This window comes from Desulfobacula sp., from assembly GCF_014237455.1.
Lineage (GTDB): Bacteria > Desulfobacterota > Desulfobacteria > Desulfobacterales > Desulfobacteraceae > Desulfobacula.
In genome coordinates, this window is sequence record NZ_JABZFL010000058.1 from 17,726 (window position 1) to 39,513 (window position 21,788).

General features: G+C 42.0%; 16 protein-coding genes. 14 read left to right on the plus strand and 2 right to left on the minus strand.

From position 1 onward, the window contains the following. The first annotated feature begins 11 nt into the window (after positions 1 to 11). The 9 genes from acs to fdhD all read left to right on the plus strand — a co-directional run bounded on the left by acs (position 12) and on the right by fdhD (position 10,726). The gene (gene acs / locus HGJ91_RS08715) at positions 12 to 1,979 is read left to right on the plus strand and encodes an acetate--CoA ligase (protein WP_291347329.1); all 1,968 of its coding nucleotides are present in this window, start codon (positions 12 to 14) and stop codon (positions 1,977 to 1,979) included. A gap of 316 nt (positions 1,980 to 2,295) precedes the next feature. Then, on the plus strand, positions 2,296 to 3,279 hold the full coding sequence (locus HGJ91_RS08720; protein WP_291347330.1) for a universal stress protein: 984 nt from the start codon (positions 2,296 to 2,298) through the stop codon (positions 3,277 to 3,279). Between the two features lie 159 nt (positions 3,280 to 3,438). After that, entirely contained in the window at positions 3,439 to 4,713 is a 1,275-nt protein-coding gene (locus HGJ91_RS08725) for an ABC transporter substrate-binding protein (protein WP_291347331.1), read from the plus strand. Between the two features lie 59 nt (positions 4,714 to 4,772). Continuing rightward, positions 4,773 to 5,639 (plus strand): branched-chain amino acid ABC transporter permease, encoded by an 867-nt coding sequence (locus HGJ91_RS08730; protein WP_291347332.1) that lies wholly within the window; start codon positions 4,773 to 4,775, stop codon positions 5,637 to 5,639. A 4-nt stretch (positions 5,640 to 5,643) separates the two neighbouring features. After that, the gene (locus HGJ91_RS08735) at positions 5,644 to 6,657 is read left to right on the plus strand and encodes a branched-chain amino acid ABC transporter permease (RefSeq protein ID WP_291347333.1); all 1,014 of its coding nucleotides are present in this window, start codon (positions 5,644 to 5,646) and stop codon (positions 6,655 to 6,657) included. Beyond that, positions 6,654 to 7,439 (plus strand): ABC transporter ATP-binding protein, encoded by a 786-nt coding sequence (locus tag HGJ91_RS08740; RefSeq protein WP_291347334.1) that lies wholly within the window; start codon positions 6,654 to 6,656, stop codon positions 7,437 to 7,439. Before HGJ91_RS08735 ends, HGJ91_RS08740 begins: the two co-directional genes overlap by 4 nt. Then, complete coding sequence (locus HGJ91_RS08745) at positions 7,432 to 8,181, plus strand: ABC transporter ATP-binding protein (protein WP_291347335.1); 750 nt, start codon at positions 7,432 to 7,434, stop codon at positions 8,179 to 8,181. Before HGJ91_RS08740 ends, HGJ91_RS08745 begins: the two co-directional genes overlap by 8 nt. A 17-nt stretch (positions 8,182 to 8,198) precedes the next feature. Then, positions 8,199 to 9,857, plus strand: coding sequence for a class I adenylate-forming enzyme family protein (locus HGJ91_RS08750; protein ID WP_291347336.1), 1,659 nt, complete (start codon positions 8,199 to 8,201; stop codon positions 9,855 to 9,857). 50 nt (positions 9,858 to 9,907) lie between these two features. Next, a complete protein-coding gene (gene fdhD, locus HGJ91_RS08755) occupies positions 9,908 to 10,726 on the plus strand; it encodes a formate dehydrogenase accessory sulfurtransferase FdhD (RefSeq protein WP_291347337.1) in 819 nt (272 codons plus the stop codon). On the opposite strand, the gene HGJ91_RS08760 is transcribed toward fdhD, so the two are convergent. Further along, entirely contained in the window at positions 10,723 to 11,280 is a 558-nt protein-coding gene (locus HGJ91_RS08760; RefSeq protein WP_291347338.1) for a DJ-1 family glyoxalase III, read from the minus strand. The genes fdhD and HGJ91_RS08760 overlap by 4 nt on opposite strands. Positions 11,281 to 11,637: 357 nt before the next feature. On the opposite strand from HGJ91_RS08760, the gene HGJ91_RS08765 reads away from it, so the two are divergent. From HGJ91_RS08765 to HGJ91_RS08785, 5 genes are all read left to right on the plus strand, one after another. Further along, positions 11,638 to 13,068, plus strand: a complete 1,431-nt coding sequence (locus HGJ91_RS08765; protein WP_291347339.1) for a PAS domain-containing protein — start codon at positions 11,638 to 11,640, stop codon at positions 13,066 to 13,068. Between the two features lie 19 nt (positions 13,069 to 13,087). Continuing rightward, on the plus strand, positions 13,088 to 14,467 hold the full coding sequence (locus HGJ91_RS08770; protein ID WP_291347340.1) for an ABC transporter substrate-binding protein: 1,380 nt from the start codon (positions 13,088 to 13,090) through the stop codon (positions 14,465 to 14,467). Continuing rightward, a complete protein-coding gene (locus tag HGJ91_RS08775) occupies positions 14,464 to 16,068 on the plus strand; it encodes an ATP-binding protein (RefSeq protein WP_291347341.1) in 1,605 nt (534 codons plus the stop codon). Before HGJ91_RS08770 ends, HGJ91_RS08775 begins: the two co-directional genes overlap by 4 nt. A gap of 73 nt (positions 16,069 to 16,141) precedes the next feature. Then, a complete protein-coding gene (locus HGJ91_RS08780; RefSeq protein ID WP_291347342.1) occupies positions 16,142 to 16,582 on the plus strand; it encodes a response regulator in 441 nt (146 codons plus the stop codon). A 12-nt stretch (positions 16,583 to 16,594) separates the two neighbouring features. Further along, positions 16,595 to 19,264: a PAS domain S-box protein gene (locus tag HGJ91_RS08785; protein WP_291347343.1), complete on the plus strand. Its 2,670-nt coding sequence runs from the start codon at positions 16,595 to 16,597 to the stop codon at positions 19,262 to 19,264. Between the two features lie 52 nt (positions 19,265 to 19,316). Here the strand turns inward: HGJ91_RS08785 and HGJ91_RS08790 are convergent, their stop codons facing one another. Further along, the gene (locus HGJ91_RS08790) at positions 19,317 to 21,785 is read right to left on the minus strand and encodes a BatD family protein (RefSeq protein WP_291347344.1); all 2,469 of its coding nucleotides are present in this window, start codon (positions 21,783 to 21,785) and stop codon (positions 19,317 to 19,319) included. Positions 21,786 to 21,788: the final 3 nt, after the last annotated feature.

Below are 21,788 nucleotides of genomic sequence, written 5' to 3' on the forward strand. Positions count from 1 at the left end.
GAGGAGAGAAGATGAGCGAGTTTAAATTTCATGCACCGGATGAGTACCGAAAAAACGCCTGGGTAAAAACGATTGATGAGTACGAAGAAATGTACAATCGTTCTATTGAAAAACCGGATGAATTCTGGACGGAAATGGCGGAACAATTTTACTGGGAAAAAAAATGGGACACTGTCCGGGATTTTAATTACAGTATCTCCAAAGGTCCTGTTAATATTGAATGGTTCAGAGGCGGCAAAACGAATATCGCTTACAACTGCCTTGACAGACATTTAAAAGACAGGGGCGATCAGACCGCTCTTATCTGGGAAGGCAATACTGTTGGTGAAGACCTTGAAATATCCTACAAACAACTCCATGAAAAGGTCTGTAAATTTGCCAATGCTCTAAAATCCAAAGGGGTACAAAAAGGTGACAGAGTTGCCATTTATATGCCCATGGTACCTGAACTGGCAGTCACCATGCTGGCATGTGCCCGTATCGGTGCCATTCACAGTATTGTTTTTGGTGGTTTCTCTTCTGACGCTCTTGCCAACCGCATACTGGACAGCCATTGCAAAATTCTTGTGACCACTGACGGGGTGATGAGAGGGGCAAAGGCAATTCCCTTAAAAGGCAATGCAGATGCGGCTATGGATCTGTGCGAAAAAAAGGGGCATTCGGTTAAATGCTGTTTTGTAGTAAACCGAACCGATTCTGATATTGAAATGAAAGAAGGGCGGGATGTATGGTGGCATGGAGAAGCTCAGAAACAAAGCAGTGATTGCCCGGTGGAATGGATGGATGCAGAAGATCCTCTTTTTATCCTTTATACCTCCGGGTCAACCGGAACACCCAAAGGGGTACAACACAATGTAGGCGGTTATATGGTCTATACCGGGATTACCTTTCGGTATATTTTTGATTACCATGACAATGACATATTCTGGTGTACTGCCGATATCGGCTGGGTAACCGGACACAGTTACATTGTTTATGGCCCCCTGTCACAGGGGGCCACTAGCCTCATGTTTGAAGGCGTCCCCAATTATCCTGATCCGGGACGTTTCTGGGCAACCGTTGACAAATGGAAAGTGAACCAGTTTTATACTGCGCCAACAGCCATCAGGGCTTTGATGGCCCAAGGGGAAGAATGGGTTGAAAAATATGATCTTTCATCCTTAAGACTTTTGGGGTCAGTTGGCGAACCCATTAATCCCGAGGCATGGAAATGGTATTTTAAACATGTGGGCAAAGAAAGATGCCCGATTGTGGATACATGGTGGCAAACTGAAACCGGCGGCATAATGATCACTCCGCTGCCGTATGCCATTGACCAGAAACCCGGATCGGCAACCTTACCGTTCTTTTCTGTTAAGCCGGTAATTTTAAATGAAGAAGGACAAATCCTTGAAGGGGCCTGTGACGGTATTTTAGCATTTAAAGAACCCTGGCCCGGACAGATGAGGACTGTTTACAATAACCATGATAGGTTTGAAAAGGTCTATTTCCAGATGTTTGACGGATACTACTTTGCCGGTGACGGATGCCGCAGGGATGAAGATGGTTACTATTGGATCACCGGCCGTGTGGATGATGTCATCAATGTATCCGGGCACAGAATGGGAACAGCCGAAGTGGAAAGTGCCCTTGTCAGTCACAAGGAAGTAGCGGAAGCCGCGGTAATTGGATACCCCCATGACATCAAAGGCCAGGGAATCTATGCATATGTAACCCTCAGGGTCAGCGCAACACCCAGTGATGAACTTTTAAGTGAATTGAAACTTCATGTCAGAAAAGAGATAGGGCCCATTGCAACCCCTGATATTATCCATTTTTCACCCTCATTACCCAAAACCCGTTCAGGAAAAATCATGCGCCGTATCTTAAGAAAAATTGCAACCGATGAATTTGACAGCTTGGGGGATATCTCCACCCTGGCAGATCCGGAGGTGGTTGACGACCTGATCGAATGTCATAAGAAATTGACCAGTAATTAGCTTTATTAGAGTTCCATTGATCGAAAATTTAATGAGTTATATGAAAAATCCGGCCTGAGGATCGATATGATTTTCAGGCCGGACTTTATTATGTCCTGCCTGCCGCACAACACCTCAATAAAATAAAATTATCTATAATGCACTTGACGACCCTTGTGTAAGAATATTACAATCTAAGTCACTGATGTGATGTTAGTATTCCTTATTCCTTTTCGAGCTTACATATTTCTTGTTCTTCAGCCAGGGCAAACCACATATGGAAAGTAAAAATTATTTTTCTCTAACCCGACAATAATTTTAAAAAAGGAGAGAAATCATGAGGATAAAACCAAAAAAAATAATGTGTGCCATCGATTTTTCAGACTTCACAAATATTATCCTTTCCTATGGAAAATCACTGGCTTCAGAATTTGGGTCAACACTTTGTTTATGCCATATCGTATCGGGAGCACTTATGGTTTCAAGTTTTGGACACTCCTATATTGCATACACTGATGTCAAGGGTGATCGCATACGACATGCAAAGGATAGACTTAAGAAAATAGCAGAAGCGTCTGATATTGATTGTGAAATCATCGTCTCATACGGGCATGCAGCAGATGAAATCGATCAAACTGCCCGTAAAAACAATGTTGATATGATCATTGCCGCGACCCATGGCGGATCAGGTGTAAAACGATTTTTGATCGGCTCTGTCACAGATAGACTGGTGAAAATTCTGTCATGCCCGCTCCTGGTTCTGCATGCACGGGAAAATCATTTGGTTTCCGCAATTGAGGAGGGCATAAAACTGAATCGAATTCTTGTGGGATGTGATTTTTCCCCGGATTCCAAACTGGCTTTTGACTATGCCCTGAGCCTGGCACAGGAATTTCAGACACAACTTTACCTGGCCCATGTTATCAGGTCGACAGAACAAATTAAATTAACAGCCTCAGACTATATGAAAATACAGGGCGGTGACTACACCAAATGGGCCCGGTCTGAATATTTGAATCTGCAAAAGAATGCAACTCATGAGGATTTGGGGAAAAAGAGCACTCTATCAAGCCGCCTTGAAAAACAGCTTTCTTCTATGGTTCCTGAAGAGAGCCGGAACTGGTGTACACCCGTTACTATCCTGCTTGAAGGTCAGCCCTATAAGAAACTGATCGATTATGCCGTACAAAAAGAAGTAGATATGATCGTACTTGGCGTTCACGGTCACAGCCTCTTGGAACAGTTTCTGGTTGGCTCTACAACTGATCGTGTTATCAGTCGGGCTTCCTGCCCTGTTCTTGTGGTCAGAACGGTCTCCTGAAAATCAGAAGGGAATTTCTGAGATGAGCTGACATGAAGCCTAAATCCATTTGACACAATCTTTAAAGTTGGATATAGCAATTTATGGAATCAGACACTCTGATTCTGGGGGATATTAAGTATTATCAAAACGATAATATTATTAACAAAGGAGAAAAAAATGAAGAGCAAAAGATTACAAATCATCCTTATTCTTTTTATCGCTGTTTTCTTTGGATTATTGGGTTCCAACGCATTTGCAGGCAAACCCGTTATTATCGGTGCACCCTTGTCAACAGCCTATTTATACGGATGGGACGCAGAACGGGGTATCAAGCTTGCCGTGGATGAAATCAATGCAGCAGGCGGTGTTAATGTAGCAGGTGAAAAACGTCTTTTTCAAGTTGAAGTGATTGACACCCGTGACCTTGAACCGGGAGTGCCTGTGAGTGAAGCATTGATGGCAGTTGAAAGACTGATTTTGAGTAAAAAGGCAGATTTTATCATAGGCGGGCCCAACAGGTCGGAAGCAGCCCTTGCCGCCCTGTCTTTATTGTCCAAGCATAAAAAAATCTCTATTGTAACCAGTGGGGTGTTAACCCCTGCATATCATAAAACAGTGGCAAAAGAATATGACAAATTTAAATACGCTTTCAGAATTCACGGGGAAGCCGTCAACCTGATCGGTGAAATGATTGCAAACTTTGCAGACCTGAAAGAAAGGTATGGCTTAACCAAGGTATTTATCATGGCCCAGGATGTGTCCCATGCAAGGGGTGCGGCCAAGGTAATGGGGAAAGTGGCCGGTTCCAAGGGATTTGAGGTGACGGGGACTGAAATCTTCCCCACCGGCACCACAGACTTTTCCATGGCACTTTTAAAAGTCAAATCAACGGGTTCTCAAATCATCAATATCTGGATGGATATGCCGGAAAGCGCCATTCTTCTAAAACAATGGTATGATCTTAAAATACCTGCACTGCCCTTTGGTTCCACATTGGCTGCTGCTGAACAACCGGGATTCTGGAAAGCCACAAACGGTAAGGGTGAATATACCTTGTGCAATGTGGTAAATGCCGGAAACGCCCCATCCGATGCCACACCATGGACTATGAAATTTTACAATGCCTATGCCAAAAAATGGGGTGTTGAGCCTGAAGGTCTTGGATCATCCAGCTCTTACATGGCTGTATATGTATTAAAAGATGCCATTGAAAAAGCAGGAACCCTTGACTCAGACAAAGTTATAACAGCCCTTGAACAGACGGATATAATGGGGGTTTACGGAAGACTCAGGTTTGATCCCAAAAGCCACCAGGTTATTGTTGCCCAGGATCCCAAAGACGGCGCTGTGGGTTCCATTCTCCAATGGCAGGATGGCAAACGGATTGTAGTATACCCGAAAAGCATTGCCAAAGGCAGTATTCAACTTCCACCGTGGATGATTAAAAATTGATAAAGTAAAACTATTTTTTTTAATTACCTTGTTCAACACTATAATATTGGGATTTTTTTATGGAAATTCTTGTTTACGGAACCATCAACTCTGTGTCCCTTGCTCTAATGGGCCTCGGCTTTGCCATGGTATATGGTATCAGTCGTGTGCCCAATTTTGCCCATGGAGCACTTTATATTGTCTGCGGATTTGTCACCTGGACCTTATTTCATAAGATCGGACTGCCCTATTTCATATCCATCATTCTTTCCCTTTGTGTGAACGGGGTTTTGGGAATTCTCATGTACCGGTTTGTTCTGATACGGGTGAGGGGAATGAACATTTCCGAGATTATCGCTTCCTATGCCATCGGGCTTGCCATCCTTGAAGGCTTCAGATTTGGGGGCTTCCGGGGCATGACCTATACACTGCCCGTGTTCATGGAAGGAAGCCTCATGATCGGCAGCGTTCCCGTGGATTTTCACAGGCTTATCATGATGGTTATCGGCATCCTTCTTGTGGCAGGACTATGGGTGTTTACCCATCATACCAGAATCGGGCTTGCGCTCCAGGGCATGGCCCAGGATGAGCGGGCAGCACTGATGCTGGGCATTGATTCGGATTTCATGGCCATGCTGGCCATGGGATTCGGGGCTGTTCTTGCCGGCGTTGCCGCCACATTAATTTTGCCGCTTGGCAATATTGTGGTGGAATCGGGGTATCATGTTCTGATCATGTCCATTGCCGTTTGTATTGTTGGGGGACTGGGTTCCTGGACGGGCGCTTTTTTTGCCGCTTTTATCATCGGGTATGCCCAAATTCTGACTGTTGTCTTTATCGGATCGCATTTTCAAATGGTGGTGGCCCTTCTGGCCATTATCCTGACCCTGATCCTAAAACCGTCCGGCTTGTTCGGCCAACAAAAAGAACTGGAAGAGAGGGTGTAAAAAAGTGAGCACTCAAGAATCAAGAAAAGAACGAATAAATCGCGGGATCAAGGTCAGGTCGGACGGACTTTATGCGTTAATGTCCTGGCGGGAACTTTCCTATTTGACCTTGCCCCGATTTATTATGATTGCAGGAATGCTGTCCCTCCCGTTTCTGATGCCGGACATGTACTGGCAGCGGGTCATATCAATTGTCTGTATTTATGCCATACTGGCCTTGAGTTTTGATTTTCTGGCCCATTATGTGGGGCTGGTCTCTCTGGGAGGTGCTTTTTTTATTGGAACAGGGGGGTATATTGCCGGGATCTTAAATTCTTATTTTTCAATCCCCCCGTTTCTCACCGTTCCTCTGGCTGCCATTATCGGCGGTATTTTTTGCACACTCATGCTCTTGCCCTGCCTCCCCTTAAAAGGAGTATACTTTGCTATTGTAACATTAATGTATCCTCTATTTATGGCAAGAGTCATTGAAGCGTTTGACATTTTCGGGGGTACTGACGGACTGGTGGGGATTGATAGTTTTTCTTCCTCCTTTGCGGAACAATATTTTGTGATCGGCATGGTGCTGATTTTCCTGTTTGGCCTACGGCGTTTTGTCACAACAGATCGGGGGCTGATCTTTACGGCCATCATGGACAATGACCAGGCCGTAAAGGCCTCGGGTATAGACATTACCCGATACAAGGCCCTGGCCGTGTTCATCGCCTCTGCCATGGGGTGCATGGCAGGGGCGTGTCTCACCCATATCTACATGTGGTCGGGCATTTCCCAGTTTGCCCTTGATTTTTCCATCCTTCCCATTGCTGCCACGGTCATCGGTGGGTCAGGAACGCTTGTGGGACCTATTTTAGGGTGTCTGATCCTGGTTCCTGTCTCAGAGCTTTTAAGGGATTTTGGAACATTAAGGATCGTATTTTATGCATCCATCCTTGTGGGATTCATCCTTTTCAAAAGTGGGGGTATCATGGAATTTGGACAAAGAAAATATGAACAATTTGAAAGGTGGACCAAAATATGACAGATCCTATTCTAAAAATGAACGGGCTCTCCAAAAGGTTCGGTGGTGTCAAGGCACTAAAGGATGTCAGTTTTGATGTTTTCCCTGGAGATGTTTTAGGCATTATCGGACCCAACGGATCAGGAAAAACCACTATTGTTAATTGTATTACAGGCTTTATCAAGCCCACCTCGGGCAAAGTTTTTTTCAGAGGCAAAGATATCACGGGCAGACCACCGCACAAAATTGCCGACATGGGTGTGACAAGAACCTTCCAGGTCATGCGACCATATTACAGCCTGCCTGCCTATAAAAATCTTGTAATCCCGCTTTTTTCACCCAGAGCCAAGCGGACAGGGGGCTGGCGAGGTGGCGGAAACCTTGGCAATAGGCAGACGATTGCCATTGATATACTAGAAGATATCGGGTTTGAAAGGGACTCTTATATCCCGTTTAAAAAAACGTCCACTCTGCCTACAGGCTACCTAAAGCGGCTGGAACTTGCCAGATGTCTTGCCCTCAAACCTGAGATCATTATCTGTGATGAAGTGTTTTCAGGGCTTTCCATGAGCGAGATTGCCTCCATGGTCCCCTTGATTGAACGGCTCCAGGATGAGGGGATTACCATTGTAATGATTGAGCACCGCTTAAGGGAGCTTTTTCAGGTGGCCAACCGTGTCATGGTCCTGAATTTCGGCGAAAAACTCATCGAAGGGACACCTTTAGACGTCATGGCAGATAAAAAGGTCAAGGAAGCCTATTTTGGATCTGAAGAGGTTGAGGAGGTCATGACATATGCTTGAAGCCCACGATTTAATGGTATTTTACGAAAACATGATCGCTCTGAACAATATCAGCATTAAATGTGATGAAAGCCAAATCGTTGGTATATTCGGAGCAAACTCTGCCGGCAAATCCACGCTCATGTATTCCTTATCCGGAATTATGCTGGATATCCGGAAAAAAGAATTGATGGCAGGGGGTGAACGGATTACCCTGAGAGGGGAAGTCATATTTCAGAGCCAGAACATCATGAACCTGAAACCCAGCCTTCGGGCAAAGGCCGGAATTGTTCTCTGCCCTGAAAGACGGCGGTTATTCAAGGAAAGCTCTGTGCTGGAAAACCTTCGTATCGGCGGATATTTGGCCACCAAGGCCCAGGCGAAACACACCCTGGAGTATGTTATGGAAGTATACCCTGCTTTGCAGAAACTTAAGAATCGTCTGGGCGGATTTCTAAGCGGCGGTGAGCAGCAGATGGTGGCCATAGGAAGGGCATTGATGGCCCAGCCAAAGGTCCTTTTGCTGGATGAGCCGCTTTTAGGGTTAAGTCCTTTGATGCAGGCCACCCTGATCAAGTCGACCAAAGCCATCCAGAAGGAAAAAAAGATCTCCATAATCATAGCAGAGCAGTATGCCCGACCTGTATTCCCCATTGTAGATTATGCCTATATCCTTGAAAACGGGGCGGCTGTCATGGAAGGAACACGGGAGGAACTCATGAATAATCCAGATGTAAAGTCTGCATACTTTGGTGTTTCATAAAAAAGGAGTCATCCTAAATGACGAAAAATATCATACCGCTTGAAAAGGAACTCTCCTTTACAAGATTTGACCTGATGAGTGAAAAATATCCGCAAAACACGGCCGTGTTATATCTGGGTGAACATTTTACCTATAAACACCTGAAAAACTTAAGCGAGCGCTTTGCCGGCGGATTAAAAAATCTTGGTGTGCGAAAAGGAGACAAGATACTCTTATATATCCCCAACTGCATCCAGTGGGTGGTTACCTATCTTGGCATCCAGAGGGCAGGGGCAGTCATAGTGCCTGTTTCCCCGATTTATACTTCCCATGAAATCAAATATATGATCAATAATTCAGGGGCCCAAACCATTATCTGCATGGATACCAATTTCGGGTATGTAAAAGAAATCTTTGCAAGTACAAAGTTGAAGCGGGCCATTGTGACCAATCTTGTGGATCTTCTACCGGCCTGGAAAAGAGGCCTGGGCCTTTTGTTTGATAAGGTTCCCAATGGCAGGGTAAACTATAATGACAAAATTTTATCCTTTAAATCAATTCTTAAAGCAGACCCCCTAAAAGAGGATATAAAGATTGATCCTGTCACCGACCTGTCCTATATTCTCTATACAGGCGGCACTACAGGCTTTCCCAAGGGGGTGCCAGGCAACCATATCGGCTCCACATCCTATATCAATGATGTGACCTATGATGTGGCAGGGGACCATTTAAAAGAAGGTGAAGATATCTATATTGGAATTAATCCACTGTTCCATATCATGGCCCTGGGATTTTTTATGGCCATTGGGTTAAATAAGGGCAACATGGTCGTCCTCATGCCACAGCCCCAGGTGGATGCCATTTTAGAGTCTATGCAAAGATACAAAGTCAGGTGGCTTTTAGGGGTCCCGGCCCTGTACCGGATGATCCTGGAAAATGACCGTCTGGACCAGTATGATCTGTCATCTCTGGCCTATTGTTTCTGCGGCGGGGATGTCCTGCCGGGCAAGGTCATGAACCGGTTCAAAGAAAAATATGATCTTCCCATATACCAGGTTTACGGTTCTACAGAAGCGGGACACGTGACCTACAGCAAAATAGGGACTGAACCTTCTTCGGGCTCTTCCATCGGGTATCCCTTGAAAAGCCGGGAATGTATCGTAATGGACCCCGTTACACTGGAGTGTGTTGAGGACGGGGAAAACGGTGAGCTTTTCGTCACCTCGCCTTATTCTATGAAAGAATATTATGAAAAGCCTGAAGAAACTCAAAAAACTTATATAAAGGTCAATAACAAAATCTATTGCAGGATGGGCGATTATGTCAGCTGCAAACCCGATGGTGAACTGGTTTACATGGAAAGATCGGCTGATGTGATCAAGCACAAGGGCTACAGGGTATCGGCTTCTGAGATCGAGGCCGTGCTGCAGGATCATCCCACGGTGATTAATGCCTGTGTCATAGGGGTTCCCGATGAAAAGACGGGGGAACGCATCAAGGCCATTGTGGTGCTGAAAGAAGATGCAAGAGGTGTCGGCGGTGTTGAACTGATCCGTTGGTGCAGCGAAAGGCTTGCGTCATACAAGGTTCCGGGGTATGTGGAGTTCAGGGATATGTTGCCTAAATCAAAAGTTGGCAAGCTGTTGCGCCGTGAAGTCAGGGATGATGAAAAAAGAAAAATAGAAAAAAAGGCTTAATAAGCGTAAGCGATCATTTTGATTGGCCTGGACCTGTATTGGAGAGACACATGGACAGAAAACATATCGTCAAACAGGTTGATATCACCAGAATTAAAGATAACAAAAAAATCCTGATGAAAGACAGCATTATTGATGAAGACATCCTTGAAATATTTATTAATAAAAATAAAGCCTTTCAGATGGTGTTTTCCATGACGGATACTGAGGCACTTGCTGTGGGGTTTTTATTTACCCAGGGCATTGTTCATAAAAAAAAAGATGTAGAGGCCATTGAGTTTTTTAAAGAAAGAAACCAGTGCCATATCACACTGGATGACCGGGCGCAGGAAAGGTTAACCGAATTCGAAAAAGGCCATCAGGTCAAGGGATCATCGGGTGGGACACTGCTACAGGACCCAGCAGACCTTTTTTCATCCTGCCCAGAGGATCACCTCAGGATCACTTATGATCAGGTGCTGACTTTGATTCAACTGCACTGGGACCATTCCGAACTGTTTCATAAGACCGGCGCAGTTCACAGTGCGGGACTCTGCAATTCGTCAAAAATCCTATCTTATTATGAAGATATCGGCCGGCACAACGCCCTTGACAAACTGGCAGGGGATATCCTGTTAAAAGAGATGGACACACGGGATAAAATTGCAACGGTCAGTTGCAGGATGTCCCTTGAAATTATCGGCAAAATAATTAAAACCGGCATTCCCATTGTTATTTCCAATGCTGCGCCTACTCTTAGCGCTATTAAACTTGCAGACAAAGCAGGACTGACCCTTATCGGGTTTGCAAGGAACAACCGGTTTAATGTCTACACCCATGAAAAAAGAATTCAGGCGTCAGTACCGGATGACGTCAAGCGCCTCGATTAATCAACAGATAATGCAAGACTTTGTGCCACCTCTTTTTTCTTTTCCTTAGAATACAACAATTCAACAAGTTTCAATGCAAAATCGCATGCTGTCCCAGCTCCCCGACTGGTGATACAATTCCCATCCACCACAACGTTTGATTCGACAATATTGCCATTATCAATCATATCCACAAACCCGGGATGGCAGGTCACCTTACCCGGGGTGACAAGCCCGTGATGATGTAGTACAATCGCGGGAGAAGCACAGATGGCAGCATAATATTTTTGCTGGTCTGCCTGTTTTCCAAGAAGAACTTTAAGCTCTTTTGAATCACGAAGATTATTGGCTCCGGGGATACCGCCCGGAAGGGCAATCAAATCAAATTGTTCATCCATACAGTCTTTGATCAGTCTGTCTGCTTTAAATTCGATGCCTCCTGATGCTTTGATATTGATCTCATCCACAGATGCTGCAATAACACTTGCACCTGCCCGTCGAAGAACATCAATTATGGTGATGGCTTCCATTTCCTCCACACCCTGGGCCACCGGAACAAGAACTTTTTTTTCCATGATATGCTCCTTTCCTTTTTAAGATTGAAAAGAAAATAATCAAAGATAACAGGTGCTTTTATTGATGTCAAATAGTTCAGATAGCCGTGTTCAGATAGCCGGGCAGATCGCAGAACTATTAAACCTTTCAACAATTTTAAATAGAAGAATACATTAAGGATTTTGAAAATTGATTTCTATTAAAATCGGGTTATTTGCAGTATTCTTAAAGTTTTGATATACTGAGATCAAATTATTTTCCAGCTGAACATCAACCGCTTATATGGTGTTTCTAAACTTCAGTAATATGACTGAAATTGATGATATGAAATACTCTCAAAAAAAAGACCCCTAAGTTCAGAAAAAAAGGGATTTGAAATGATTAGTCAAAACAAAGAAAATATCTATAAAATATCTATCTCAATTCTTTTTGGCCTTTTTGGTTTTTTCTGTAACTTCCATACAATTATTTTCCCTTTTGGGGAATACACTGCTGCCATATTATTTGGACTGTTATTCCCCATACTTATAACCTTGAGCTGGGGGTGGAAATACGGATTGCTTTCTGCTCTGACGGGTGGCTGCCAGAGCATGTGGTGGCTGTGGGGGCCGAGTAATGGTTATGCAATTCTTCTGGTTGTACCGCCATTTACGCTATGGGTTGTCTGGCATGGTATATTTGCAGAGCTTCGCAGAAAGCAGAAAACTTACAAATGGTGGTTGAGTATGTACATTGTGGAAATCCCATTCCGAATTCTCAACTCGATAAATTTATTAACATTAAGCAGATGGGCAATTACCCAGAATCCGCCGTCCTGGGGCTGGGCATCGAACGCACCCGACACGATTCCCCTGCATTTCTCTGTTTTTGTTACGATTAAACAGGCGGCAGTGGCTTTTATAATTTTACTTTTAGCGGATGTGCTTTTGACTGTCAGCCACGTAAGAATATTTTTTAAATTGAAAGGATATATTGATAGCAGAAAAACCGGTTACATAATCAGTCTTTTTTTATTGCTGGGATGTTTGTTCTGGCTGATGGACAGTGCCTTTTATGCCTTTGCTTTTCATAAGGGCGATTCATTTATCGACCTTCTGGCGATGGATATCCCGAAGTATAATATTTTTACAAGAACCTTTTTCTTCATTTTTTGCCTGGTATGTGGACTGATTACCTCAAAGATCCTGCGCAGACAAAAAGAAGGTGAAATTGCTTTAAGAGGAAGCGAAGAAGAACTTTTTCAGATCATTCAGGGAAACTCCATAGCAACATTTGTTATCAACAAAGAACACATAATAACACATTGGAACAAAGCTGCTGAAAATCTAACAGAAATTACTGCAAAAGAAATGATCGGTACAAAAAACCAGTGGAAACCTTTCTATTCTGAACAAAGACCGGTAATGGCAGATATTATACTCAATAAACTCCCGGATAAAGAGTTAAATAAATATTACCGTGGTAAATTCAGAAGATCTTTGCTTATAGAAGGCGCTTTTGAAGCGGAAGATTTCTTTCCGGATATGGGAGAAAAAGGGAAATGGCTTTCCTTTAGTGTTACTCCGCTGAAAGCTCAAAATGGGGATATCATAGGGGCTATTGAGACACTACGGGACATCACCGATCGGATGCGGGCAGAGGAAGAACTCAAAAAACACCAAGAGCATTTGGAAGAATTGGTCAAAGAACGCACAACGGAACTGGAAGACAAAAACAAAGAATTAGAACGCTATAATAGATTATTTGAGGACAGAGAATTCAGAATAAAAGAACTGAAAGATAAAATAAAGAAGCTTGAGATAAAATAAAAGGGGTTGGCATAATTCTATGAAATCGAAACTTATTTCATGTGTTTTATTAATATTGCTCCTGATTGGGTGTGCTGATAATGATGCGCCGACCGTAAAGAAAAGAGATGATTTTAAGGAAACTTCCAAACAAACCGAAAAAAGACTGAATTGGATAGGTCACTGGCTTCTTGAATATGGCCGCGAAACCCTTGTGCAAGAAGTTGCTCAGGACTTCGAACTGATGAATCCTGATATTGATATCAATCTCAAATATCCACAGCACATAATGGGACTTCGCGGCAAACAGGAAATGGCTAAATATATTGTTAAGATGATAGAAACCGGTGATATAAAATGGGATGTTGTTTGGCTGGACGATCGCATTTACCAGTACGTCGCCGAAGAACTGCGAGATCCACATTGGGGACAGAAACATCTTGTGAATTTCGAAGAGGTAGATGGTTTTAAGCAAACGCAGAAATCGTTCATCATAGATAATCCTATTTACAGGGAACAGACCGGAGGTATAATCATTGGTCCATACATCGAGGGTTTTTACTTCCTGATGTATTATAACAAAGATGTCGCCGAAAATATGGATATCGAAGTAAAACATGCCGATATGACTTACGACGACCTTCTCTCGTATCTTAAAGCTGTTGATCAGTACAACAAGAAGCATGATACGAATATTCGCGCATTATACGAATGCAATGATTTCTTGTCGTCTGAAACACTATTCCAGAGCCTGTTCAAATCGGAACTTGGAAATTTCGACATGGCAAAGGAAGGGGTAGGTTCCAACAAGAAGAACGCAGCTCTCCTTAAGACTTTTCAGGCTTTTGAGGAGATGGGGCGGTATATCCCATTGTTAGACTCCCACACATCGAGCCCGTGGTTTCAGACACGCCACTATCCCTTAGAAGGAAAATGCCTCTTTGATGTACGGGGGGCCTGGATGTACAGCCACTGGATGGGGATAGACAAAGAAAAGACGGCAAAGATGGTTCCTGTCGAGCTACCAGTGTTTCAGAAAGTGGACTATTATCTTGGGAGCTTTATTCAAGCATGGGCTGTAATGAAAGATGGTGCCAATAAAGAAGAAGCAATTAAGCTCTTGATGTTCTGGAGCAGACCACAGGTTGCCGAGAAATGGGTGCGCTATGCAAAAGCGCCGACAGGACTGGTCGGTAATATAAGTTCTTCTGATATCGGCGATGACCCTTTTGATCAATTCATTACAAGAATTACAGATAAATATGGCAGCAATGTTCATTATAGCGCTAATGCAGGATACATCTTAGGAAAAAAGAACCGGCTTTTGCAGCAGAATATTAACGAAAAACTGTTGCAGCTGTTAGACAAAAATATAACTGCTCAGCAGGCTTATGATGAGATTATGAAAGAAGTTAAATGAAAAAAAGTAAAATATCTGATTTGAGCTTAAGAACGAAAATATTTGTATTTACTATGATGCCGTTTGTTCTGGTGATGATAATCATCAGTATATTATCAATTCAGCATAGAATAGAAGATGAAAGGAAACTGACTTCAAACAGAATTGAATCTTATGTAATTTTATTGGAAAGTGGTGATTTAAGCTTTAGCAGCATAAAACAAAAGGAAAAAATAGAAAAACTTCTCAATGAGAAAGTTTTATCAGCCGAACTGATAAAAAAAGACCGCAGTATTGCCTTTACTACCGGCGGTTCCGTATATGAGATTAACAAGGAACAGATCGACAAAGCATTTCAAGGTTATATTATAACTTTTACCAGACAGAACAAAATTCTTGTTCAAATTTCACTGCACCCCATTATTGTCAAAAATACAGTGGTTGGTATTTTTCACCTTGAACTTTCATTTGAAAAATCTAACGACAGAGTCAGACAATATATATTGTTTGTTCTCCACCTGAATATATTCGGCATAATATTATCATTTTTATTAATATATTTTCTGTCCCAAAAAATTATATTAAACAGGCTTAAGAGTTTGACTGATATGTGTTCTGAGGTCAGGAGAGGAAATCTAAATCACCGGCTGTCCGTTAACTCACATGATGAGCTTGGGATACTCGCCTTAACCTTTAATGATACGGCAGATAGACTGGCTGAACGTAATCAACGATTGAAGGAAGAGCAACAGAAAGGTCTTGATAATATAAGGGAATTGGAAAAATATCGAGATCACCTGGAAGAGCTAGTGAAGGAACGGACAATTGAGTTAGAAGGAAAAACAAAGAAACTTACAAAATCCCGACAATCCCTTACGCTTCTTCTGGAAGATGTAAATGAATCACGAGCAGAACTTGATTTATCGAACAGAAAATTAGAAGCTTCAAATAAAAAACTGGAAGCTTTTTCCTATTCGGTTTCACACGACCTTCGCGCGCCGCTGCGTCATATTGACGGATTCACCAAACTTCTCAATAAAAATATCAAGAACAAAATTGATGAAAAATCACAGAACTATTTTGATAACATAATTAATTCTTCCAAACAAATGAACAAGCTCATTGATGATCTGCTCATTTTCTCAAGGTTAAGCAGAAAAGATATGAAAAAGATCAAATTCAATATGAAAATCGCAATTGATGAAGCATTGCAGACATTTGATTCTGATATCAAAGAGAATAATATCTCTATCACGGTTGATGATATGCCGGATGTTAATCTCGATGTTTCATTAATTCAGCAAGCATGGATAAACCTTATTTCAAATGCCATCAAATTTACAGGCAATAATAAAAACCCGGAAATACATATTGGCACAGATAAAGATACAGACGGTAACGCCATTTTTTTCATCAAAGATAATGGGGTTGGTTTTGATCAAAAATATGTTGGTAAAATATTTGATGTTTTTCAGCGCTTGCATAATATTAATGAATTTCCGGGCACAGGTATCGGATTGGCAAATGTGAAACGTATTATAACGAAACATGGCGGGAACATCAGAGCAGAAGGAAAAATAAATAAAGGCGCTTCTTTCTTTTTTACATTATCTGACGTTTGAAAATAAAATTTTATGCTCTTGATAGAAAAATGTGAATTTAGTATTTTAAAAAAAGCTTTGGAAAGGAGAAAAAATGAGAAACCTGAAAAGAATACTATTAGCAGAAGATGACCAGAGAGATATCGAGCTTACACTTGCTGCTTTAGAGGATATCAATTTAGCTAATGAGATAGATGTGGTAAGAGATGGAGAAGAGGCTCTGGATTATCTTTTTAAACGCGCTGAATACAAAGATCGGGAAAATGGTAATCCGGCTGTTGTGCTGCTTGATCTGAAGATGCCGAAAGTCGACGGATTGGAAGTACTCAGGCAGATTAAAAAGAGTGATGATCTCTGCCATATCCCGGTAGTTATACTCACTTCTTCCAAAATGGAAAGCGACCTGATAACAAGCTATGATCTTGGCGTTAATGCTTACGTTGTAAAACCCATAGAATTTGAAGACTTCGTGAAAGCAGTGAAAGAACTTGGCTCGTTCTGGGCAATCCTGAATGAATCTCCACCTGATAGGTAAAGGCTAAAAAAAATGAAAATATTAATGCTGGAAGATAACAAGCTTGATGCTGAACTTATCCAAAAAGAATTGGCAGCGCATAAATTTGATTTTACTTTTGAGCTGGTAGAAACAGAAAAGAATTTTATCACAGCTATCCACAACTTCAAACCGGATATTATACTTTCCGATTATAGCTTACCCCAATTCACAGGATTTGAAGCATTGGAAATTGCCAAAAAACTAATCCCGGATATTCCATTCATTATTGTAACGGGTTCCCTTTCAGAAGAGATGGCCGTTGATTCCATGAAAAAAGGCGCCTGGAATTATGTTATCAAAGAAAACCTGTCAAGATTAACTCCTGCAATTAAAAATGTTCTTAAATTAAAAGAGGAAAGAGACAAAAACAGACTTGCAGAAGAAGCTTTAATAAAAAGCAATGAAAATTTTAAACAGGTTGTGTCTAATATTGCAATAGTTATCTGGAAAGCAGATATTGCAAACGACGGAACTTTTGAGAACACTTATACTTCCCCTTTTTTAGATGAAATATTGGCGTTACCCGCTGGAACAATGAAAAATGACTGGGATAAGTATTTCGGCTACATAAAACCCGATTACCTGGAACAGGTAAATAATGCTTTCAGAGAAGCAATAATGTCGCCAGGTAAACCAATTGATTGCGAATACGAATTAGTAAAAGACAATGGACAAACAATCTGGGTTAATTCAAAAGGCAGGTGTTTTGAAAAAAACGGGAAATTGCACGTTTTTGGCTCTACTACAGACATCACCGAGCGCAAGCAGGCTGAGGAAGCACTGCGGAAAAGCGAAGAAAAACATCGTTTATTAGCAGAGAACACAATTGATTGCATCTGGCAGATGAATCTGGATTTGGAATTTACTTATATCAATCAGGCGGTATTCCCTCTTTTCGGTTATACAACGAAAGAATGGACGGGGAGCAAATTATCCGAACATTGTTCATCAAAAGAAATGAAAAAAACACTGGCAATAATTTCGGATGCTTTGGCCAACTTGCCTGAAAAGACGACCGAAGTGTTTGAAATGAGTATTTATCATAAAAACGGTGAAGAAATCTCCTGCGAGATAACCGGAAAAATAATATTGGGCGATGCAGGAAATCCCGTATATATTCAAGGGAGCACCCGAGATATCACCGAACGTAAGAGTGCAGAGAAGGAGCTTCAGGATAGTGAAAGACGTTTAAAGACCATACTGGATTCCATGCAAACAGGAATCGTGGTCATCAATGCAGAAACACACACAATTGTTGATGCCAATCCTGCTGCAATCAAAATGATCGGCGCTCCTAAAGAAAAGATTATCGGTCACGTGTGCCATAACTATATCTGCCCTGCGGAAAAGGGAAAATGCCCGATTACCGATCTTGGACAAAAAATAGATAACTCAGAGCGTATATTGCTTAAGGCAAATGGAGAAGAAATCTCCATTATAAAAACTGTTACCACCGTACTCTTGGGTGGTAAGGAATGCTTGTTAGATAGCTTTATTGATATCACAGAAAAAAAGAAGCTCGAATCCCAACTCCAACAAGCCCAAAAAATGGAAACCATTGGCACCCTTGCCGGCGGTATTGCCCATGATTTCAACAACATTCTTTTCCCAATTTTAGGCTATTCAGATATGTTATTAGCGGACATTCCTGAGGACAGCCCAATCCGGGACAGCCTGAACGGAATTCATACCAGTGCCTTGAGAGCCACGGACCTTGTAAAACAGATACTCAGCTTCGCCCGTCAGGATACTACCGAGGCAATCCTGATGAAGATGCAGCCTGTTGTCAAGGAAGCATTGAGACTGATCAGGTCCACCATTCCCACCACCATTGATATCACACTGGATATCAATGCGGATTGTAGTGCGATCAAAGCTGATCCCACACAAATTCATCAGATTGTAATGAACCTTGCAACTAATGCCTACCATGCCATGGAGGAGACTGGAGGAGAACTGAAAGTCAGCCTCAAAGAAGTTGAATTAGGTGAACAGGACGTAATAATTCCTGATATGACACCTGGTGATTATGCCTGCCTAACTGTATCGGATACAGGCACAGGCATGGATAAAAATGTGACAGAAAAAATCTTTGACCCATTCTTTACCACCAAAGCAATAGGCAAAGGAACTGGAATGGGATTGTCGGTTGTACATGGTATTGTTAAAAGCATGGATGGCAGTATCCATGTCTACAGCGAGCCTGGAAAAGGAACGGAATTTAAAGCCTATTTTCCAATAGAAAAAAGTTCTTTTAAAAAACAGAATATCCAGACTAAAGAACCAGTCCAGGGTGGAACAGAACAAATTCTTCTGGTGGATGATGAAGAAGTAATCATTGCAATGGAAAAACAGGTGCTGGAGCGCCTGGGGTATCAGGTTACTTCACGTACCAGCAGCCTTGAAGCCCTTGAAGCTTTTCGGGCTAACCCCGATACATTTGATCTAGTCATCACGGATATGGCAATGCCGAATATGCCTGGAGATAAACTATCAACTGAGCTGATTAAAATACGCTCCGATATTCCCATATTGATTTGTACCGGGTTCAGTGAAATCATGTCTGAAGAAAAGGCGACATCTCTGGGTATTAAGAGATTTATATTGAAACCGATTGTGATGAAGGATCTTGCCAGGAAAATACGTGAAGTGCTGGATTAAGATAAAAATTTGGTATATTAAAATGAAAAAAAAGAAACCAAAAGAATAATGGTTATATAATAACCGCCTCCTTTGTTTTCACCCACCCGACTTTACCTTTTGAAAACAGTATTTTCACATAGCCGTCTCTTTGTTCTTCAACACTTACGCGGGTTCCTGCATGAAGGCTGAACAATTTTGTAGAGGTGTCTGTCACACCTGAACGAACTGTTGCTTCTTCCAGCACAATGACTGCGTAAAGCTGTGCAGACCGTTTATAATAATTCACGCATGTGATGACTGTGACCAGAAAAAATACAGCACATAGGATGATGCCGGTTCCTGAAAAAACCCTTTGTTTTTTCACAACTTTAATTGCCGCCCATGTGAAAAAAACAAAGGAAAAGAAAACAGCTGTGATCTGAATTGTTTTTGCAGGAATCAGGTTATCCCAGAAGAAGAGAACATCCATGATATCCACTGAATTTTCTTTTTTATCTTTCACAAGGGTGTTGGCATACTCAAGGTTGAAATTCAGATCAGGATCATTAGGGGCCAAAACCTTTGCTCTTTCATACCATAAAACGGCATGACCGATATCATTGGCTTTCAGGTATGCATTGGCAATATTATAAAAAAGATAGGGGTTCTTGACAGAACTTTTTGCAACCGCTTCAAACTTTTTGGCTGCCTGTTTGAAATGACCGGCCTTGTAATTTTTAATCCCGTCTATAAATATGGCTGTAGGATCAGCCATTGCTTTTTGCGGGACAAAAGAAAATACCCCCAGACAAACCAATGCAAAACAAAACAGTTTCATTGCCTGTTTTGTCTTTGACAAAAGCTGTTTTGCTTTATTTTCATCGATTTTCTTTCCACCAAACCGAACAGATTCAATTGTTTCAAGCAGATGGGTGATCTGGTCTATTCGGAGGTTATCCACATTGGCCCTGGTTAAAATGGTTTGGGCTTCTTTTATCGTGACGGTTTCACCCCTTTTTTTCCCTTTGGCCAGGATGAGGGCCACCAGGCTTGAATAAAGATGCCCCAGGAAGCCTTTTTCCCCGCTGCCCATTTTCCGGGCCTGTTTTAAATGATGCCTTGCCTTTTCTTCCATTATCTTTTCAACAGATAATTCCTTTTTTGTAACCATGGTAAAAAGTTTAACCCCTGAAAACAAAATTGCAGGCATCGACAACAATAAAACAAATAAGAACGGATTAATTTCCCTGTAATCTTCCAACACCACAAGCCCTTCTTTTATTTCCAGGATATCTTTATTGACAAGGGAAACCTCTTGTTTGACAACGGAATTATCCGTTGTGCGATTCAAGGGTTTAACGGCAAGGTGCATTTCCTCAGATGGGATAACGTCAAGTTTAATTTCATCGGTTAAAACCGTTTGATACGCTTTTAAGTCCACATCAAAATAGATCAGGGGAACCTGTTTGATCACATATTTCCCGGGATTGACAGGGACAATAGCTTTCTTGAATATCTTAAACCCCTCATATCCGGTTTCTGTCAGATGAATGGTTTCAACCGGATTGTCATCATATACTTTAAATGCCTCATCATTCAGATCAATTTCAGGAAGACTTGCATCCATAATATTTCCTGACCCTGAAATTTTAATGGTGAGCGTAGCCGACTCCCCGGCTTTAAGGCTTGTTTGATCCATATTTCCCTCAATATCAAAATGGCCGACAAGGCCTGAAACCTTACCTTGGCCCTGATATGGGGGAACAGGAGACACCTCAATTTTGACCGGATTTGAAGCCACCCGGACAGGTTTAAAACTGTTAGATGAAAAAAACGAATCATTAAAAAAAGACCCAAACCGCGGATCACGATTTGATTTCACCATCACCCTGGCTATCAGAACCGCAGGATCAATATTGAACGTCCCCGGCCTGACAGGGATAATGACATAGTTGACCTCGGAGACATTGTAAAGGACACCTTTAATGTCCAGGGTATAACTTTTTTCTTTTTCAAATGGTTTTGATGAAAACCCGTTAAATTCAGGCGGAGTTTCAAACCCCAAACCCGATAATTTTTTTGAAGTGAAAAATTTTAATGTATAGACAGACTGCTGCCCCACAAAAAGGCGGGTGTTTGCCACATCCGCCCTGGCAAACAATACCTTGATATCACCGGGTTTCACCACCCGGTCAGATACATGGATGACAATTTCCCGGGTAAAACCAATTTCACTATCCCGTGTCGCCTTGATGACAGGAATCTTTAACTCTCCAGTTGATAGCGGCATCAGGACAAAATTATAAGTTGCCTTTCTTTCGGATTTGCCATTAATATAATTATAACTTGAAGAAGACCCCCGAGGTATCACCTTGAAATCCTTGACCATGGAAAAATCAAGGTCTGCTTTCCCGCCGTTGACCTCCACCTTTAAAAAAACAGAGTCATCCTTAAAAATCCGGGTTTTGTCCACATGGGAAGTAACATCAAAACAAAAACCGGCTGCAGGTATTGTCACCAGCAGCACCATTGAGATGAAAAAAATTCTTTTCAGATTCATATT

What these genes read in the sequence shown, in the direction of transcription:
- HGJ91_RS08780 (WP_291347342.1), top strand. Translation starts at nt 16,142, where the DNA reads ATGAGAAACCTGAAAAGAATACTATTAGCAGAAGATGACCAGAGAGAT.
- HGJ91_RS08725 (WP_291347331.1), top strand. Translation starts at nt 3,439, where the DNA reads ATGAAGAGCAAAAGATTACAAATCATCCTTATTCTTTTTATCGCTGTT.
- HGJ91_RS08775 (WP_291347341.1), top strand. Translation starts at nt 14,464, where the DNA reads ATGAAAAAAAGTAAAATATCTGATTTGAGCTTAAGAACGAAAATATTT.
- HGJ91_RS08740 (WP_291347334.1), top strand. Translation starts at nt 6,654, where the DNA reads ATGACAGATCCTATTCTAAAAATGAACGGGCTCTCCAAAAGGTTCGGT.
- HGJ91_RS08720 (WP_291347330.1), top strand. Translation starts at nt 2,296, where the DNA reads ATGAGGATAAAACCAAAAAAAATAATGTGTGCCATCGATTTTTCAGAC.
- HGJ91_RS08760 (WP_291347338.1), bottom strand. Translation starts at nt 11,280, where the DNA reads ATGGAAAAAAAAGTTCTTGTTCCGGTGGCCCAGGGTGTGGAGGAAATG.
- HGJ91_RS08790 (WP_291347344.1), bottom strand. Translation starts at nt 21,785, where the DNA reads ATGAATCTGAAAAGAATTTTTTTCATCTCAATGGTGCTGCTGGTGACA.
- HGJ91_RS08750 (WP_291347336.1), top strand. Translation starts at nt 8,199, where the DNA reads ATGACGAAAAATATCATACCGCTTGAAAAGGAACTCTCCTTTACAAGA.
- HGJ91_RS08745 (WP_291347335.1), top strand. Translation starts at nt 7,432, where the DNA reads ATGCTTGAAGCCCACGATTTAATGGTATTTTACGAAAACATGATCGCT.
- fdhD (WP_291347337.1), top strand. Translation starts at nt 9,908, where the DNA reads ATGGACAGAAAACATATCGTCAAACAGGTTGATATCACCAGAATTAAA.
- HGJ91_RS08765 (WP_291347339.1), top strand. Translation starts at nt 11,638, where the DNA reads ATGATTAGTCAAAACAAAGAAAATATCTATAAAATATCTATCTCAATT.
- HGJ91_RS08785 (WP_291347343.1), top strand. Translation starts at nt 16,595, where the DNA reads ATGAAAATATTAATGCTGGAAGATAACAAGCTTGATGCTGAACTTATC.
- HGJ91_RS08730 (WP_291347332.1), top strand. Translation starts at nt 4,773, where the DNA reads ATGGAAATTCTTGTTTACGGAACCATCAACTCTGTGTCCCTTGCTCTA.
- acs (WP_291347329.1), top strand. Translation starts at nt 12, where the DNA reads ATGAGCGAGTTTAAATTTCATGCACCGGATGAGTACCGAAAAAACGCC.
- HGJ91_RS08770 (WP_291347340.1), top strand. Translation starts at nt 13,088, where the DNA reads ATGAAATCGAAACTTATTTCATGTGTTTTATTAATATTGCTCCTGATT.